This window comes from Rhizobium sp. CF080, assembly GCF_000282095.2.
In the GTDB taxonomy this organism is placed as follows: domain Bacteria; phylum Pseudomonadota; class Alphaproteobacteria; order Rhizobiales; family Rhizobiaceae; genus Neorhizobium.
Genome location: NZ_AKKC02000009.1, coordinates 340,557 through 356,608 on the forward strand (window position 1 = coordinate 340,557; position 16,052 = coordinate 356,608).

The 16,052-nt window shown below is 63.8% G+C and carries 14 protein-coding genes; 10 read left to right on the forward strand and 4 right to left on the reverse strand.

Going from position 1 to position 16,052, the window contains the following annotated elements; genetic code table 11:
* The first annotated feature begins 9 nt into the window (after nt 1-9).
* The 3 genes from PMI07_RS22035 (at nt 10) to PMI07_RS22045 (ending at nt 1,780) form a co-directional block, all read left to right on the forward strand.
* Complete coding sequence (locus PMI07_RS22035) at nt 10-429, forward strand: DUF983 domain-containing protein (RefSeq protein WP_024164028.1); 420 nt, start codon at nt 10-12, stop codon at nt 427-429.
* A gap of 99 nt (nt 430-528) precedes the next feature.
* Nucleotides 529-777: a hypothetical protein gene (locus PMI07_RS22040; RefSeq protein ID WP_007759388.1), complete on the forward strand. Its 249-nt coding sequence runs from the start codon at nt 529-531 to the stop codon at nt 775-777.
* 145 nt (nt 778-922) lie between these two features.
* Nucleotides 923-1,780 carry an SDR family oxidoreductase gene (locus PMI07_RS22045; protein ID WP_007759389.1) on the forward strand — a complete coding sequence of 286 codons (858 nt, stop codon included), beginning with the start codon at nt 923-925 and terminating at the stop codon, nt 1,778-1,780.
* A gap of 75 nt (nt 1,781-1,855) precedes the next feature.
* Here PMI07_RS22045 and PMI07_RS22050 read toward each other — a convergent pair whose 3' ends face one another.
* From PMI07_RS22050 to treZ, 4 genes are all read right to left on the reverse strand, one after another.
* Nucleotides 1,856-2,140 carry a hypothetical protein gene (locus tag PMI07_RS22050; protein ID WP_007759390.1) on the reverse strand — a complete coding sequence of 95 codons (285 nt, stop codon included), beginning with the start codon at nt 2,138-2,140 and terminating at the stop codon, nt 1,856-1,858.
* Complete coding sequence (locus PMI07_RS22055) at nt 2,137-3,465, reverse strand: NAD(P)/FAD-dependent oxidoreductase (RefSeq protein WP_024164029.1); 1,329 nt, start codon at nt 3,463-3,465, stop codon at nt 2,137-2,139. The genes PMI07_RS22050 and PMI07_RS22055 overlap by 4 nt, the downstream gene beginning before the upstream one ends.
* Before the next feature lie 448 nt (nt 3,466-3,913).
* Nucleotides 3,914-6,457, reverse strand: a complete 2,544-nt coding sequence (gene treY / locus PMI07_RS22065; RefSeq protein WP_007759381.1) for a malto-oligosyltrehalose synthase — start codon at nt 6,455-6,457, stop codon at nt 3,914-3,916.
* Complete coding sequence (gene treZ, locus PMI07_RS22070; protein ID WP_024164030.1) at nt 6,454-8,265, reverse strand: malto-oligosyltrehalose trehalohydrolase; 1,812 nt, start codon at nt 8,263-8,265, stop codon at nt 6,454-6,456. Before treZ ends, treY begins: the two co-directional genes overlap by 4 nt.
* A gap of 188 nt (nt 8,266-8,453) precedes the next feature.
* Here treZ and PMI07_RS22075 point away from each other — a divergent pair, with 188 nt between their 5' ends.
* The 7 genes from PMI07_RS22075 (at nt 8,454) to PMI07_RS22105 (ending at nt 16,044) form a co-directional block, all read left to right on the forward strand.
* The gene (locus tag PMI07_RS22075; RefSeq protein WP_024164031.1) at nt 8,454-9,584 is read left to right on the forward strand and encodes an acyl-CoA dehydrogenase family protein; all 1,131 of its coding nucleotides are present in this window, start codon (nt 8,454-8,456) and stop codon (nt 9,582-9,584) included.
* An 11-nt stretch (nt 9,585-9,595) separates the two neighbouring features.
* Nucleotides 9,596-10,363 (forward strand): 3-hydroxyacyl-CoA dehydrogenase, encoded by a 768-nt coding sequence (locus PMI07_RS22080; RefSeq protein ID WP_007772211.1) that lies wholly within the window; start codon nt 9,596-9,598, stop codon nt 10,361-10,363.
* A 38-nt stretch (nt 10,364-10,401) separates the two neighbouring features.
* Nucleotides 10,402-11,634, forward strand: a complete 1,233-nt coding sequence (locus PMI07_RS22085; RefSeq protein ID WP_024164032.1) for a 3-methyl-2-oxobutanoate dehydrogenase (2-methylpropanoyl-transferring) subunit alpha — start codon at nt 10,402-10,404, stop codon at nt 11,632-11,634.
* Between the two features lie 217 nt (nt 11,635-11,851).
* Nucleotides 11,852-12,865, forward strand: coding sequence for an alpha-ketoacid dehydrogenase subunit beta (locus tag PMI07_RS22090; RefSeq protein ID WP_007756126.1), 1,014 nt, complete (start codon nt 11,852-11,854; stop codon nt 12,863-12,865).
* Nucleotides 12,866-12,868: 3 nt separating this feature from the next.
* The gene (locus PMI07_RS22095) at nt 12,869-14,188 is read left to right on the forward strand and encodes a dihydrolipoamide acetyltransferase family protein (RefSeq protein WP_024164033.1); all 1,320 of its coding nucleotides are present in this window, start codon (nt 12,869-12,871) and stop codon (nt 14,186-14,188) included.
* A 15-nt stretch (nt 14,189-14,203) separates the two neighbouring features.
* Nucleotides 14,204-15,622, forward strand: coding sequence for a dihydrolipoyl dehydrogenase (lpdA, locus tag PMI07_RS22100; protein ID WP_024164034.1), 1,419 nt, complete (start codon nt 14,204-14,206; stop codon nt 15,620-15,622).
* A 71-nt stretch (nt 15,623-15,693) separates the two neighbouring features.
* A complete protein-coding gene (locus tag PMI07_RS22105) occupies nt 15,694-16,044 on the forward strand; it encodes a DUF4087 domain-containing protein (protein WP_007754969.1) in 351 nt (116 codons plus the stop codon).
* Nucleotides 16,045-16,052: the final 8 nt, after the last annotated feature.

The following is a 16,052-nucleotide window of genomic DNA, read 5'->3' on the forward strand; positions in this document are numbered from 1 at the left end:
GCAGATTCCATGTCCTATGACGCGAATTGGGCGCCGCTTTCTCCCATCAGCACCGGCCTGCGCGGCCGTTGCCCGCGCTGCGGCCAGGGGCATCTGTTCAATGGGTTCCTGTCGATGCGGCCGGCTTGCGAGGTCTGCGGCCTTGATTATTCCTTCGCCGACCCGGGAGACGGTCCCGCCTTCTTCGTCATGTGCTTCGGCTGCATCCCGAGCATCGCGCTTGCCGTGTGGATCGAGACCAGCTTCCAGCCTCCGTTCTGGGTGCATCTCCTGATCTCGCTTCCCTTCCTGCTCCTCACGTGCCTTGCGCCGATGCGGCCGCTGAAGGGCTGGCTGGTGGCGAGCCAGTATTTCTACAAGGCGGGGCCAGGCAAGGTCGACAAGGACCAGGGCCCAACGCCCCCCGGCGACAGCCGGGACGGCGGCTGACCGGCACCAAAAAGTCCGGGTTCCGGAAAGGCTTTGCCCGCTGGCGAGGAACAATTTTCTCCCAGAACCATTCGGCAGGTGACAATTAAGGAGCCTGCAATGTCCAATGCCGATGAAATCGAAATGGAAGTGCGCCGAAGGTCGCTCGCGGTCGAAGGTGTCATGCTCATGCTGATCGATGGTCTGGCCGCCCGCGGCACCATTTCGGTGGACGAGGCCGAAGACATGCTGCGGATCCTGTCGAAGAGCTCGGACACCTCTGCGGCAAGGGCTTCCAGTTCGCTCCGGATCGTCGGCCAGCTGAAACGCTTGCGCCGCGGCGATGGAGCCGTGACTCCCGGGGTGTGAATTCAAGCAAGTGCGATGCAACCACGGAAGGCGCGGTTCGACGCGCCTTCTCTTTTTTCGGTTATGCCTTTTTTGACCGGGAACATCTCCAGTCGGGGCCAGTTGGGGAGCTTCGTCAAGAACTTTCGAGAACAAGGAATTCTCCGTGGCTCAGTATCCCAGTCCGCCGTTTCCCGAACAGCAGCAGCCGATGCCGGGCTTTACCGGACGCATGGATCCGGTGCCGGATCATGGCGAGTTATCCTATCGCGGTTCCGGCCGGCTGGCCGGCAAGAGGGCGGTGATTACCGGTGGCGACAGCGGTATCGGCCGGGCTGTCGCGATCGCCTATGCGCGTGAGGGTGCCGATGTGCTGATTTCCTATCTCGACGAACACGAGGATGCCGAAGACACCAGGCGCGTTGTCGAAGAGGCCGGCCGCAAGGCGGTGCTGGTGCCGGGCGACATCAAGACCGCGGCGCATTGCCGGTCGATCATCGACAAGGCTGTCCAGGCGTTTGGCGGCATCGATATTCTCGTCAACAATGCCGCCCATCAGGCCACGTTTTCCGACATTGGAGACATCAGCGACGAGGAATGGGAGCTGACCTTCCAGGTCAATATCCATGCGATGTTCTATCTCACCAAGGCGGCGGTTCCCCACATGAAGCCGGGCAGTGCCATCATCAACACCGCCTCGATCAATTCCGACAGTCCGAACCCGACGCTGCTCGCCTATGCGACCACCAAGGGCGCGATCCAGAATTTCACGGCCGGCCTGGCTCAGCTGCTGGCCGAAAAGGGCATCCGCGCCAATACGGTCGCGCCGGGACCGATCTGGACGCCGCTGATCCCCTCCACCATGACGGAAGACCGGGTGAAGAATTTCGGCAAGCAGGTGCCGATGAAACGCCCGGGCCAGCCTGCCGAGCTCGCGACGGCCTATGTGATGCTCGCCGATCCGCTTTCCAGCTACGTTTCCGGCGCGACGATCGCCGTCACCGGCGGCAAGCCGATCCTGTAGTTCTGCTCTCCTCCCGCGAAAACAGCGGCGGCGTGGCTCACGCCGCCGTTCCTGTTTGGCGAGATGCCTCTTTTGTCAGGTGCGGCGGCCGACTTCCCGCGCCAGATCCTCGAAACAGCATTTCGTGCCCTGTTCGCTCGCCTCGTTGGCCAGAAGCAGGAGCCGGATCGGGAAGGCGATCGCCTTCTGGTGGGAAGTCGAGACGGCGAGGGGCTTGTCGTCGGCAAGCACCGTGCGTTCGGCCGCCTGCAGGGCGCCCTGGATTTCTTCATGGGAGAGGACGCCTTTTTCAACCAGAAGCCGGTTGATCGCGGCAACGGCGAGATAGAGGCCTTCGAGCTGCGGATTGGCGGTGTTCATGTCTCGGTCCTTTGCGTGGAAGACGGCACGGAGGTGGCGGCATTTTCGTCGATCAGCCGGGCGCCGCGCTGCTGGGTCAGGTAACGCCAGATCCATTGGACGCTGACGAGCAGGCGTTTTTCGAAATTGACCAGCAGGTAGACGTGGACGAGCGCCCAGAGGAACCAGGCGAGCCGGCCCTTCAGCGTCCACTTGCCGAAGTCGAAGATCGCCGCATCGCGGCCGATGACGGCGGTGTTGCCCCGATTGTGGAAGTGGAACGGCTCGGCCGGCTTGCCGTCAAGGAGTTTCGCCCGCAGCGCCTTGCCGAGGTACTGGCCCTGCTGCTTGGCGACCTGGGCTAGGGCCGGCAGCGGCTTGCCGTCCTCGGCAAGGCCCAGCGCCGTATCGCCGATCGCAAAAATATCCGGAAAGCCGGTGATGGAGAGGTCCGGTTCGACCGGAATGCGCCCGCCTGCCTTGCCTTCGATGCCGAGCCATCTGGCCGAGGGCGAGGCTTTGACGCCCGCACCCCAGATGACGCAGCTGGTGCGGAAACGCTGCGAGCCGGCGATGACCTCGTCCTTGGTGACAGATTCCACGGCCAGATTGGTCATCACCTCGACGCCGGCCTTTTCCAGGGCCTTCATGGCATATTGGGTGAGGTTGTCGGGAAAGGTGGCGAGAATCTTCGGGCCGGCCTCGATGAGGATGACCCGCATGTGATCCGGCTCCAGCTTGCGGAAGTCGCGGGCGATCATGAAATGACCGAGCTCGGCGATCGCGCCCGCCATTTCCACGCCGGTTGGACCGCCACCGATGATGACGCTGGTGAGGAGCGCCTTTTTCTCCTCCGGATCGTGGGAAAGCTCGGCCTTCTCGAAGGCGAGCAGCAGGCGCTGGCGGATCAGCCGTGCCTCGTGAATGGTCTTCAGCCCCGGAGCCCAGGCGCGCCAGTCGTCGTGGCCGAAATAGTTGTAATCCGAGCCGGTGGCGATGACGAGGCGGTCGTAGGGGACGGTGGAGCCGTTATCGAGCGTCACGGTTTTGCCCACCGCGTCGACGCCGGTGACTTCCGCCAGCATCACGTTGATGTTCTTGAAGCGCCCGAGCGTGCGGCGGATCGGCTCCGATATGTCGGCGGGAGACAGCGCGGCGGTCGCGACCTGATAGAGAAGCGGCTGGAAGAGATTGTGGTTGCGCCGGTCGATGACCGTCACGTCGATGGCGCTGTTGCCGAGCGCGCCGGCAGTCGCAAGCCCGCCGAAACCGGCGCCGACGATGACGATGTGTGGTGGTTTGGTTTCGCCGCCCGCCATGCCGTTCTGAGAATTCTCACCCGCCATTATGTCCCACCCTGTTGGCGGAGCAGAACTCCGCTGGACGCTCGTTCAACACACGCCAGGCCTGTTTGTTCCGGGCATGTTTCACCGGAACCTTTTACGCCTGTCGCCGTTCAATTTCACGACATCAAAAGGAGAACGTCATGAACAGCATCGTTTGGTTGGTCGGCGCGGTCGTCATTGTCATCGCCGTGCTGAATCTCGTCGGGTTTGCTTGATTTATTGAATGAATCCAATCGGAAGCCTTGCTTCCACCTGGTGTGAACTGAAAAGGAGACAGTCATGAACAGCATCGTATGGCTCGTTGGAGCCGTCGTCATCGTTCTCGCCGTTCTGTCCTTCATCGGCATAGCCTGATCGGTGAGAAGCAAAGCTGGAGAATCAATAAGGCGCCGTCCCCTAAGGATCGGCGCCTTATTTTTGTGGGCGGCTCTTTCGACGTGTCGGCGGATCATTCCGCCAGCAGAAGCGCGAAGGGGTGATCGGCGAACACCCCGTTGATCGTGATGTGGTCCTTGGGGTCGATCACCTTGCCGGTGCAGACGTCGCGGTAGCGGCGATGGCCCAGCTGTTCGGGCAGGGCGATCTCGGTTTCCGCCCAGCGTTCGGAGCGTGAGGGGGCAAACCCAGTGTGGAGCGCGCTGAACACCAGCCGCGGGACGATGACGATGAAGGCATCGTCCATGTCGGCGCGGGCGAAGGCAATGACGTTGTCGGCGCGCTTGCCCGATGCCGCGAGGGGGAGGTATTCGCCCCTGCGAAACAGTGTCGGTGCCTCTTGGCGAACGCGCAGCAGGGTGGCGATGACATGCTGTTTCAGCCGGCCGCTCAGCCATTCTTCCTCCTGCGTGGAGGTCAGTTTTTCCCTCTCCGACAGCCGTTGCTGTAGCATGTCGAAATCCGGTTCGCGGCGGTTGTCCGGGTCGACGAGGCTCAAGTCGAGGCTTTCGCTGCCCTGGTAGATATCCGGCACGCCGGGGGCCGCCAGCTTGATGATCGTCTGGGCGATGCCGTTTACCAGGCCGGCGCGGATGAACGGGCCGAGCGTGTCGGCGAAGTCCGTGAGAAAAGCCTGGTTGTCAGGGGAGAGGAGCGTGCGGGCATAGTCCATGACCGCCTTCTCGTAGGCTTCGTTGGGATCGCCCCAGTTGGTACGCAGTTTTGCCTCACGCAGCGCCTTTTCGACATAGGCGAGGAAACGTGTCTCCAGCGCTTTCAGGCCTGCCGCGTCTTCCCCGTAGAGATCGTTCGGCCATGCGCCGGCCAGCGCCTGGTAGAGCATCCATTCGACAGCCGGCTCCGGCGCCGGGCCGTCATCAAGTACCTGTACAGAGTGGCCGTTGATCTTGCGCCAGCGGGTCACGGCATCGGCCCAGAGCTCGGGTGCCTCGGTGATCGCGTAGAGCCGGGCGCGGGCATCCTCGCCGCGCTTGGTGTCATGGGTCGAGGTGCCGGACAGCGCATCGGGCTGCTTTTCCAGCCGCGTCCGCATTTCCGTGTGGAAACGGTCGAGAGAGAAGGGGCGGGGCAGGGGCTCGGCTCCGACCTCGTTCAGCGCCAGCGCCATGTGCTGCCGGAAGAACAGCGTGTCCTCCACCGATTTTGCCATCAGCGGACCGGTGAGCTGCTGGAACCGGGTGCGGAAGATCGACGCCTTGCCGCCCGCCGCTTGTTCGACATCGCCGACCAGGATGCGTTCGAGGAAGGCGAGCGCCGTATCCTCCGGCGGGTTCGGGCCGTTGCGCACCTTGTCGAGAACCTTTGCCAGCATCTCCCGGCCCTCGGGCGGAATGCCCTCCCGCGTGCCATAGGTGCGGTAGACCGGGAAGGTGACCAGCAGCTCCCGCAGCGCCGACTTCACAGCCGCTTCCGAGAGGGCGGATTCGCGGTCCTCGGTGGGCTGGATCTGCATCGCGATATTCAAGAGCGTCGAGACCTCGCCGGCGAAATTGTTGTCGGCCATCAAGAGTTTCGCGGCCCGCAGCTCGGCTTCCATATCGACCGGCCGGCCGGCAACCTTTTCATACGCGCCTCGAAGGTCGTCCAGCTTTCGGCCATCGACCAGCGCGTCACTCACGGCTGCGATGAACTCGTAACCCGTCGTGCCGGAGATCGGCCAGTCGGCCGGGATCTGCTCGCCCTCGCCAAGGATCTTTTCGACGGTGATGTAGCAGTCCGGCCCGGCCTCGTGCCGCAGGCGCTCAAGATAACCCTTCGGGTCGGCAAGGCCGTCGACATGATCGACGCGCAGCCCATCGACCTTGCCGCTATGGACGAGTTCGAGGATCAGCCGGTGGGTATCGTCGAACACGGTGCCGTCCTCCACCCGCATGCCGGCAAGCCCGGTGATCTCGAAGAAACGGCGGTAAGAGAGTTCGCGGGGCGCATCCCGCCAGGACATCAGCCGGTAGGGCTGCTGGTCGTGCAGTTTGGCAATCGCGGCGCGATCGGTAACTTTCAGCACCTCTTCCTGGCGGCCGGCGTAACTCGCCGGTGCCAGCGGATAAAGCGTGTCGTAGTAGGCGAGCGCGGGCTTGCCGGTCTTCGGATCAGCCTTGAGGGAAATCTCCCCGGCTTCCACTACCTTCTCAAACGTATCGCCGAGGAAGGGCAGGGTCAGGGATCTGGTCCAGTCGATATCGAAATGGCGGGCATATCTGCTCTTCTCGCCATTCTCGACGACATCGCGCCACCAGGGATTTTCGAGCGATGCGGCCATGTGGTTCGGGACGATGTCGAGGATCAGGCCAAGGCCTTCGGCCTTCAATGCCTTCACCATCCGCTCGAAACCGTCGCGGCCGCCGATCGCTGGGTCGATCTCGTTGGCGTCGGTCACGTCGTAGCCGTGGGTGGAACCGGTCGTGGCGGTGAAGATCGGCGAGGCGTAGAGGTGGCTGATGCCGAGCCGCTTCAGATAGGGCACCAGGCTGCTTGCCCGATCGAAGGTCATGCCGTTGCGGAACTGGATGCGATAGGTGGCGGTCGGAATCATCATGCGGCGTCTCCCGCGGTTCCGGCGCGGACGAGGACGGAATTGGGCGGCAGGTCCTTCACCTGTTCAGGCCATGCAAAGATCACCTTGCCGGGCATGTCCGGCAGCGCCTGCGCCTTCTCGCCGATATTGATCGCCATCGAGAGCGTGCCTTTCGGAAAATTCCACGATACGGCAAGGAAACCCCTGTCGGTCCTCAGCACCTTGCCGGAGCGACCGCCCGCGGAGCCGAGCAGGGGGACGACGATCTCCCGCCGCAGCTTCAGCAGCGTCCTCGTCAATTCCAGCCAGTCCTTGCCATTAGCCGATTCCAGCTTCTTCCAGTCGAGCCTCGATACATCGAAGGTCTTTCTGGCGTTCGGGTCGGGAACGGTCTCACCCTCGTGGCCGGCATGGCCTTCAAACTCCCGGCGGCGGCCATCGCGCACCGCTTTCGCGAGATCGCCATGGAAATCGGTGAAGAACAGGAAGGGGTTGGTCTCGCCATATTCCTCGCCCATGAAGAGGAGCGGGATATGCGGCGAGAGGAGAAGCATGGCGAGCAGCGACTTCACCTTGTCGGGGCCGGCGAGTTCGATCAGCCTTTCGCCCTCGGCGCGGTTGCCGACCTGGTCGTGGTTCTGGATGAAATCGACGAAGGCGACCGGCGGCTGATCGAGGCTCGAAACGCCTCGCTTTTTGCGGCTCTGGTGCGAGACCTCGCCCTGATAGGCAAAACCTTCGGCGAGCGCCCGCGCCACCAGCTTCTCAGGTTCCTTTGCGAAGTCCCTGTAGTAGCCATGCGTTTCGCCGGTCGCAAAAACGTGCGCTGCGTTGTGGAGGTCGTCGTTCCATTCGGCGGTGAAGAGCGGCGCCTTGCCGTCCTCGTCGCGGGGATGCAGGAAAGTGACGTTGCGGGCGTCCTCGGTCGTCAGATGGATGGCGCGTTCGGGGATCTCGGCGCGGATGCGTTCGGCGATCTCGACCAGTACATGTTTTTCCGATGAATCCTCGATCTGGTCGATGGCGTCGAAACGCAGCCCGTCTAGGTGGAATTCTTCCAGCCAGTAGAGCGCGCATTCGGTGATGTAACGCCGCACCGGCTCGACGTCATACGCGATCGCAGCGCCCCAGGGCGTCATCTTTTGCCTGTGGAAGAAGTCGGGCGCCAGAAGCGGCAGATAATTGCCTTCCGGGCCGAAATGGTTGAGCACGAGGTCAAGCACCACCGTCAGCCCATGACCATGGGCGGCGTCGATAAACGCCTTGAAATCCTCCGGCGCGCCGTAGGCGGCATGTGGCGCATAGAGGAGAACGCCGTCATAACCCCAGCCGCGATTGCCGCCGAAATGGGCGACCGGCATGACCTCGATCATGGTGACGCCCATTTCGGCGAGATGGGGCAGCTTGTCGATCGCGGCGCGGAACGTGCCTTGCTCGGTAAAGGTGCCGATATGGATTTCGTAGACGACCGTTTCCTCCCAGGGTTGGCCCTGCCATTCGGGATGCTGCCATGTGTAGCTGGTCGGATCGATCACCAGCGAGGGACCGTTGACGCTGTCCTTCTGGCCGCGCGAGGCAGGATCGGGCACCACCATGCCGTCGGCGAGCACATAGGCATATTCCGCTCCGGGAGCGATGCCGGTGGCGAGCAGCTCGAACCAGCCGTCGTCGGTGCGGGTCATTTCCGTATCGTCGCCGTTCAGCCTCAGCGTTACGCTCTTCTGGCCCGGTGCCCAGAGCCGGAACCGCACCTCGCCGGCAGCGACATATTCGGCTCCCCATGTCTTTGGAAACGCCCGATACTCGGTGACGGCATTGAGTTCCGACATGCTGGTCAGCCCCTGGTTGAGAGAGACCGGCAAACGGTCGAAGTCGCTTCCGGTTCCATTGTGGGGCACGGGCGCAATAAAATTGCGCGGGGGAGCAACAAATAACAAGTTCCAGGGAGTGGTCGGCGGCCCGGTTCAGTCCTAATTTAGTAAGTATATGCAGGCGGTTTCGGGGAGGAGATCAGTGCATGCTGACTGAGGAGGAAGAGCTTATCCGCTCGACTGCCGCGGAGTTTTCCCGGGAGGTCTTGAAACCGGGCGCGGCCGCGCGTGACAAGTCGCACGCGATCGAGCCGGACGTGCTGAAACAGCTCGGCGAGCTCGGTTTCCTCGGCATGCGGACGGCGGAGGAATGGGGCGGCGTCGGCTGTTCCTATGTCGCCTATGCGAGCGCGCTGATGGAGATCGCGGCGGGCGACGGCGCGGTCTCGACGCTGGTCAGCGTCCACAATTCTCCGGTCTGCTCCCTCCTCGACATGCATGCTTCCGACGACCAGAAGGAACGGTTCCTCAGGCCGCTCGCCGAAGGCCGCCATATCGGCGCCTTTGCGCTGACCGAGGCCGATACCGGCTCGGATGCCGCCGCCATCCGCACCCGCGCGGTGAGGGACGGCAGCGACTATGTCATCAACGGCTCGAAGATGTTCATTACCTCCGGCAAGATCGCCGGCACGGTGATCATCTTCGCGGTTACCGATCCCAGCGCCGGCAAGCGCGGCATCTCCGCCTTCGTCACCGCGACGGATGTGCCTGGATTTTCGATCTCCAAGGTCGAGGACAAGCTCGGCCAGAAGGCTTCGGACACCGCGGCCCTGATGTTCGACAATATGCGCGTTCCCGAAAGCCAGCGGATCGGTGCCGAAGGCGCCGGTTTGAAGATCGCGCTGTCGGGGCTGGAGGCGGGCCGGATCGGCATCGCAGCCCAATGCGTCGGCATGGCGCAGGCCGCCTTCGACGTGGCGCTCACCTATGCCAAGGAGCGCAAGACTTTTGGAAAGCTGCTTCTCGACCACCAGGCGGTCGCCTTTCGGCTGGCGGATGCAAAAACCCAGATCGAGGCGGCGCGGCAGCTCGTGCTGCATGCGGCAAGGCTGAAGGATCGCGGCGAGCCCTGCCTGGACGAGGCCTGCATGGCAAAACTGTTTGCCTCCGAAATGGCGGAAAAGGTCTGTTCGGCGGCGATCCAGACGCTCGGCGGCTACGGCTATATTTCCGATTTCCCGGTCGAGCGCATCTATCGCGATGTCCGCGTCTGCCAGATCTACGAGGGCACGTCCGACATCCAGAAGATCATCATCGCCCGCGGCCTGGCGAACTGAGGAGGACGGGCATGCGCATAGACGGCGGAAACTTTCTGGTGACCGGCGCCGCTTCCGGCCTTGGTCTCGCGACAGCTAAAATGCTTGTCGAAGCTGGCGGTTGCGTGGCTTTGCTCGACCTTGATGAAACGAGCGGTCGGGCAAAAGCCGAGGAGCTCGGCAAGGGCACGATCTTCGTGAAGACGGATGTCCGCAGCGGCGAAGCGGTCGAGAATGCGGTCGCCCGCGCGGAGGCCGCCAACGGCCCGATCCACGGGGCCATCTGCTGCGCCGGCATCGCGCCGTCGGAAAAGGTGCTCGGCAAACAGGGCGTCCATGCGCTGGAAAGCTTTGCCCGGGCGCTGGAGATCAACACGATCGGCACGTTCAACGTGATCCGGCTGGCGGCGCAGGCGATCACGAGAACCGAGCCGAACGAGGAGGGCGAGCGCGGCGTGCTGGTCGCCACCGCCTCGGTCGCCGCCTATGACGGGCAGATCGGGCAGGCGGCCTATTCTGCGTCCAAGGCGGCGGTGGCCGGCATGACGCTGCCGATCGCCCGGGAACTGGCCCGCGACGGCATCCGCATGATGACGATCGCGCCCGGCATATTCGAGACGCCGATGATGGCCGGATTTTCCGACGAGGTGCGTGCCTCGTTGGCCAAATCGGTGCCGTTTCCGCCGCGGCTCGGGCGTCCGGCCGAATTCGCGCGGCTGGTGCGCGACATTATCGAAAACCCGATGCTGAACGGCGAAGTGATCCGCCTCGACGGAGCGCTGCGGATGGCGCCGCGTTGAACGACTGATTTTGATCGGTTCTTTGGGAGGAGAAACGAATGACGGACGGACAGAGACTGAGCCTGCATGTGCCCGAGCCGGAAGTGCGGCCGGGCGGCAAGCCGGATTTCTCCAATGTGCCGATCCCGAAGGCGGGCTCGGTGCGGCGGCCGGAGGTGGACGTCGATCCGAAGGAGATCCGCGACCTTGCCTATTCGATCATCCGCGTGCTCGACCGCGAGGGCGAGGCGGTCGGTCCCTGGGCCGGGTCGCTGACCGCGGAGGAACTGATGGAGGGCCTCAAGCACATGATGCTGCTGCGGGTCTTCGACAGCCGCATGCTGATGGCGCAGCGGCAGGGCAAGACGTCCTTCTACATGCAGCATCTCGGCGAGGAGGCGGTCTCCTGCGCCTTCCGCAAGGCGCTTCTCCCCGGAGACATGAACTTTCCGACCTATCGCCAGGCCGGCCTGCTGATCGCCGGCGGCTATCCGATGGTCGAGATGATGAACCAGATCTATTCCAACGATGCCGATCCCCTGAAGGGCCGCCAGTTGCCGATCATGTATTCGGCGAAGGACTATGGCTTCTTCACCATCTCCGGCAATCTCGCCACGCAATATGTGCAGGCCGTCGGCTGGGCCATGGCGTCGGCGATCAAGAACGATACCAAGATCGCTGCTGCCTGGATCGGCGACGGATCGACGGCGGAGTCGGACTTTCATTCGGCGCTGGTCTTCGCATCCACCTACCGGGCGCCTGTTGTCCTCAATGTCGTCAACAACCAGTGGGCCATCTCGACCTTCCAGGGTGTGGCCCGCGGCGGCTCGGGCACCTTTGCCGCCCGCGGCCTCGGTTACGGCTTGCCGGCGCTGCGCGTCGACGGCAACGACTATCTCGCCGTGCATGCGGTCGCCAAATGGGCGGCGGAGCGGGCGCGGCGCAATATCGGCCCGACGCTGGTCGAATACGTCACCTACCGCGTCGGCGCGCATTCCACCTCCGACGATCCGTCCGCCTATCGCCCGAAGGAGGAGTCCGAAGCATGGCCGCTCGGCGATCCCGTCATTCGGCTGAAGAACCACCTGATCCGCATCGGCACCTGGAGCGAGGAACGGCACAAGCAGATGGAGGCGGAAATCCGCGACACCGTCGTCACTGCCCAGAAGGAGGCGGAGCGCCACGGGACGCTGCATTCCGGCGGCCGGCCGTCGATGCGGGACATGTTCGAAGGCGTTTATGCGGAGATGCCGCCGCATCTGAAGCGGCAGCGGCAGCAGGCGGGGGTGTGAGGATGGCTGTTCTTAGATGTCTTCGCCCTTGGCTCCCCCTCATCCGCCTGCCGGCACCTTCTCCCCGCTGGGGAGAAGAGGATATGCCGCGCGGCCTCCGATCCTCCTCTCCCCAGCGGGGAGAGGGTGGCCGAGCAAAGCGGAGGCCGGGTGAGGGGGCTGCTTGCTCCGGCCTTGAGATCGCTTGTTCCGGCGTTTCAGCATCGGAGGCCCTCCCATGCCGCGCATGACGATGATTGAGGCGATCCGCAGTGCCATGGACGTCTCCATGGAGCGCGACGACGACGTGGTCGTGTTCGGTGAGGATGTCGGCTATTTCGGCGGCGTCTTCCGCGGCACGCAGGGCCTGCAGCAGAAATACGGCAAGACGCGCTGCTTCGATGCGCCGATCAACGAATCCGGCATCGTGGGTGCCGCGATCGGCATGGCGGCCTATGGGCTGAAACCCTGCGTCGAGATTCAGTTCGCCGATTACATGTATCCGGCCTACGACCAGCTCACCCAGGAAGCGGCGCGGCTGCGCTATCGCTCCAACGGCGATTTCACCTGTGGCATCACCGTGCGGATGCCAACCGGCGGCGGCATCTTTGGCGGGCAGACGCACAGCCAGAGCCCGGAGGCGCTGTTCACCCATGTCTGCGGATTGCAGGTGGTGGTGCCCTCCAATCCCTATGATGCCAAGGGCCTGCTGATCGCCTCGATCGAGAACCCGGATCCGGTGATTTTTCTCGAACCGAAGCGGCTCTATAACGGCCCGTTCGATGGCCATCACGACCGGCCGGTGACATCCTGGGCCGGGCATCCGCTCGGCGAGGTGCCGGCAGAGCACTATGTCGTGCCGCTGGGCAAGGCCGTGGTGCGGCGGCCTGGTTCGGCGGTCACCGTGCTCGCCTACGGCACGATGGTGCATGTGGCCGAAGCGACTGCTGAGGAGACCGGCATCGATGCCGAGGTGATCGACCTGCGCACCCTGATGCCGCTCGATCTCGACACCATTGTCACCTCGGTGAAGAAGACCGGTCGGTGCCTGGTGGTGCACGAGGCGACGCTCACCTCCGGCTTTGGCGCGGAGCTGGCGGCGCTGGTGCAGGAGCATTGCTTCTACCATCTCGAAGCGCCGGTCATCCGGGTTGCCGGCTGGGACACACCTTATCCGCATGCGCAGGAGTGGGATTATTTTCCCGGGCCGGCCCGCGTCGGCCGGGCGCTGCGCGACATGATGGAGGCCTGAGACATGGCGGAAAAGCTCATCAAGCTGCCGGATGTCGGCGAAGGTGTCGCGGAAGCCGAACTGGTGGAATGGCACGTCAACGTCGGCGATCTTGTGCGTGAGGACATGGTGCTCGCCGCGGTGATGACCGGCAAGGCGACTGTCGAGATCCCGTCGCCTGTGGATGGCGAGGTAACCTTCCGGTACGGCGAGATCGGCGACGTGATCGCCACCGGCACCGTCATCCTCAAGATCAGGATCGCGGGCGAGGGCGCTGGCGACGAAGAAGAGATCGAGGGCGGCGATAGCGGGGAGGAGCCACGGGTCAAGCCGGCTATTCCGCCCGTTGCAGCTCTCGAACAGGCATCTGAGAAAAAGGTTGAACCTCTTAAACCAAAAGCTGAGATCGCCGCATCACCACCCGTCGCCAAGGCTCTGCCCCATGCCGCCGGTGCACCCCGCGCCGAAGGTGAGAAGCCGCTGGCGCCGCCGGCCGTGCGTCTCCGGGCGAAAGAGGCAGGCATCGATCTTCGGCAGGTCCCGGGCACAGGTCCGGCGGGCCGCATCACCCATGAGGATCTGGATGCTTTCCTGAACAGCCAGCCCGGCAGCGGGGCAATCGCTGCCGGGCTGCAGCCGAACAAGGCGGTGCAGGAGGTCAAGGTCGTCGGCCTGCGCCGTCGCATCGCCGAGAAGATGGCGCTGTCGAAATCCCGCATTCCCCACATCACCTATGTGGAGGAGATCGACATGACCGCGCTCGAAGAGCTGCGGACCCGGATGAACGGCACCCAGAAGCCGGGCCGCCCGAAACTCACCATCCTGCCCTTCCTGATGCGGGCGATGGTGAAGGCGATCGCCGAGCAGCCGGGCATCAACGCGCTTTACGACGACGAGGCCGGCATCATCCGCCACTATGGCGGGGTGCATATCGGCATCGCGGCGCAGACGCCATCGGGCCTCGTCGTGCCGGTAGTCAAGCACGCCGAGGCGCGCGACATCTTCGACTGCGCCCACGAGGTGGCCCGGCTCAGCGATGCCGCCAAGAACGGCACGGCCCTGCGCGAGGAACTGTCGGGCTCGACGATCACCATCAGTTCGCTTGGCGCCATGGGCGGCATCGTCTCGACGCCGGTCATCAACCATCCGGAAGTGGCGATCATCGGCGTCAACAAGCTCGCCGTCCGGCCCCATTGGGACGGGGCGCAGTTCGTGCCGCGCAAGATGATGAACCTGTCCTCCAGCTTCGATCACCGGGTGATCGACGGCTGGGATGCCGCGACTTTCGTGCAGCGCCTGAAGGCGCTGATGGAAACGCCGGCGCTAATCTTCGTCGAGGAGTGAGGTGAGAGAAAAACAATGAAAGAGATCACCTGCAAGCTCCTCGTCATCGGGGCCGGTCCGGGAGGCTATGTCTGCGCCATCCGGGCCGGCCAGTTGGGGGTCGACACCGTCATCGTCGAAATGGCGAAGCCGGGCGGCACCTGCCTCAATATCGGCTGCATTCCCTCCAAGGCGATCATCCATGCGGCCGACGATTTCGCGAAGACCGTCGCTATGGCGGCCGGCAAAAATGCCATGGGCATCAAGGCCGACAATCCGGCCATCGACCTTGCCAAAACCATGGCCTGGAAGGACGGCATTACCGGCCGGCTGACGCTCGGTGTTGCGGGCCTGCTGAAGAAGGCCGGCGTCAAGATCGTCGTCGGTCGGGCAAAATTCCGGGACGGCAAGACGGTCGCGGTGGAGACCGAAACCGGCGAACAGGTCATCCGCGCCGAAAATATCGTTATCGCCACGGGGTCGGCGCCGGTCGAGCTGCCGATGCTACCGTTCGGGGGCTTGGCATCGCCTTCCGGGGCTAAGGTGATTTCCTCGACCGGTGCGCTGTCCCTGACCGAGGTGCCCGCGAGGCTGGCTGTGGTTGGCGCCGGTTATATCGGTCTGGAGCTCGGGCTTGCATTCGCCAAACTCGGAGCGAAGGTGACGATCGTCGAGGCGCTCGACCGCATCCTGCCGCTCTACGATACGCAGCTCACCCAGCCGGTCGCCAAACGGTTGGCGGCCTTGGGCGTCGAGGTTTTGCTCGGCACCAAGGTCAAGGGCATGTCCTCGAACGGCGAGGCGCTGCTGGCGGAGACCGGCTCGGGCGAGGAAAGGCGCATCGCCGCCGACAAGATCCTCGTCACGGTTGGGCGCAAGCCGGTCACCGAAGGCTGGGGTCGGGAGGAACTGGAACTCGACATGGACGGTCGGTTCCTTCGGATCGACGAACAGTGCCGCACCTCGATGCGCGGCATCTATGCGGTCGGCGACGTGACCGGCGAGCCGATGCTGGCGCACCGGGCGATGGTGCAGGGCGAGATGGTGGCGGAGATCGTTTCCGGCAAACGCCGCGCCTGGGACAAACGGGCCATTCCCGCCGTCTGCTTCACCGACCCGGAAATCGTCTCGGTGGGCCTGTCCCCGGACGAGGCGAAGGCGGCGGGCCGCGAGATCAAGATCGGGCAGTTCCCGTTTTCCGCCAATGGCCGGGCGATGACGCTGTCGGCGGAGGAGGGCTTCGTGCGGGTCGTGGCGCGGGCCGACAATCACCTGGTGCTCGGCATCCAAGGTGTCGGGGCGGGGATTTCCGAACTCTCGGCGGCGTTCTCGCTGGCGATCGAGATGGGGGCGAGGTTGGAAGATATCGCGGGGACGATCCATGCCCACCCGACGCAGTCGGAGGCGTTTGCTGAGGCGGCGCTGAAGGCGCTGGGGCATGCGCTGCATATCTGAGCGGTTCGGCGTCAAGTCGCCGTGGACACCCGGATCACCGCGGGGTACTCGTGTGAGAAACGGGGGCGATGATGAAGAAACTGCTTGCGATATGCTTCTCGTGCATGCTCGTGCCGGCAGCGGCGCTTGCCGAAACGCGTTGCGGCTGGCTGATCAATCCGACGCCCCGCAACTGGACGCTGATCGATGCCCAGAACGAATGGCTGAGCATGCTTCAGGGCGGCTACGAAGCCAAAGGCATGGACAAGATCAAGGACATGGCCGAGGGCGAGCATGTGACGATAAACTACAGTCACGGCTACGCCTGCTTCTGCATGAACGTTTCGAGCGACAAGGACGGAAGCATCAAGCAGATTTTCTCCACCCGTCAGCTGCCCCTTTCAAAATGCCGACGCGATCCTGCACTCAGCGAGCCTAGATGAACAATTAG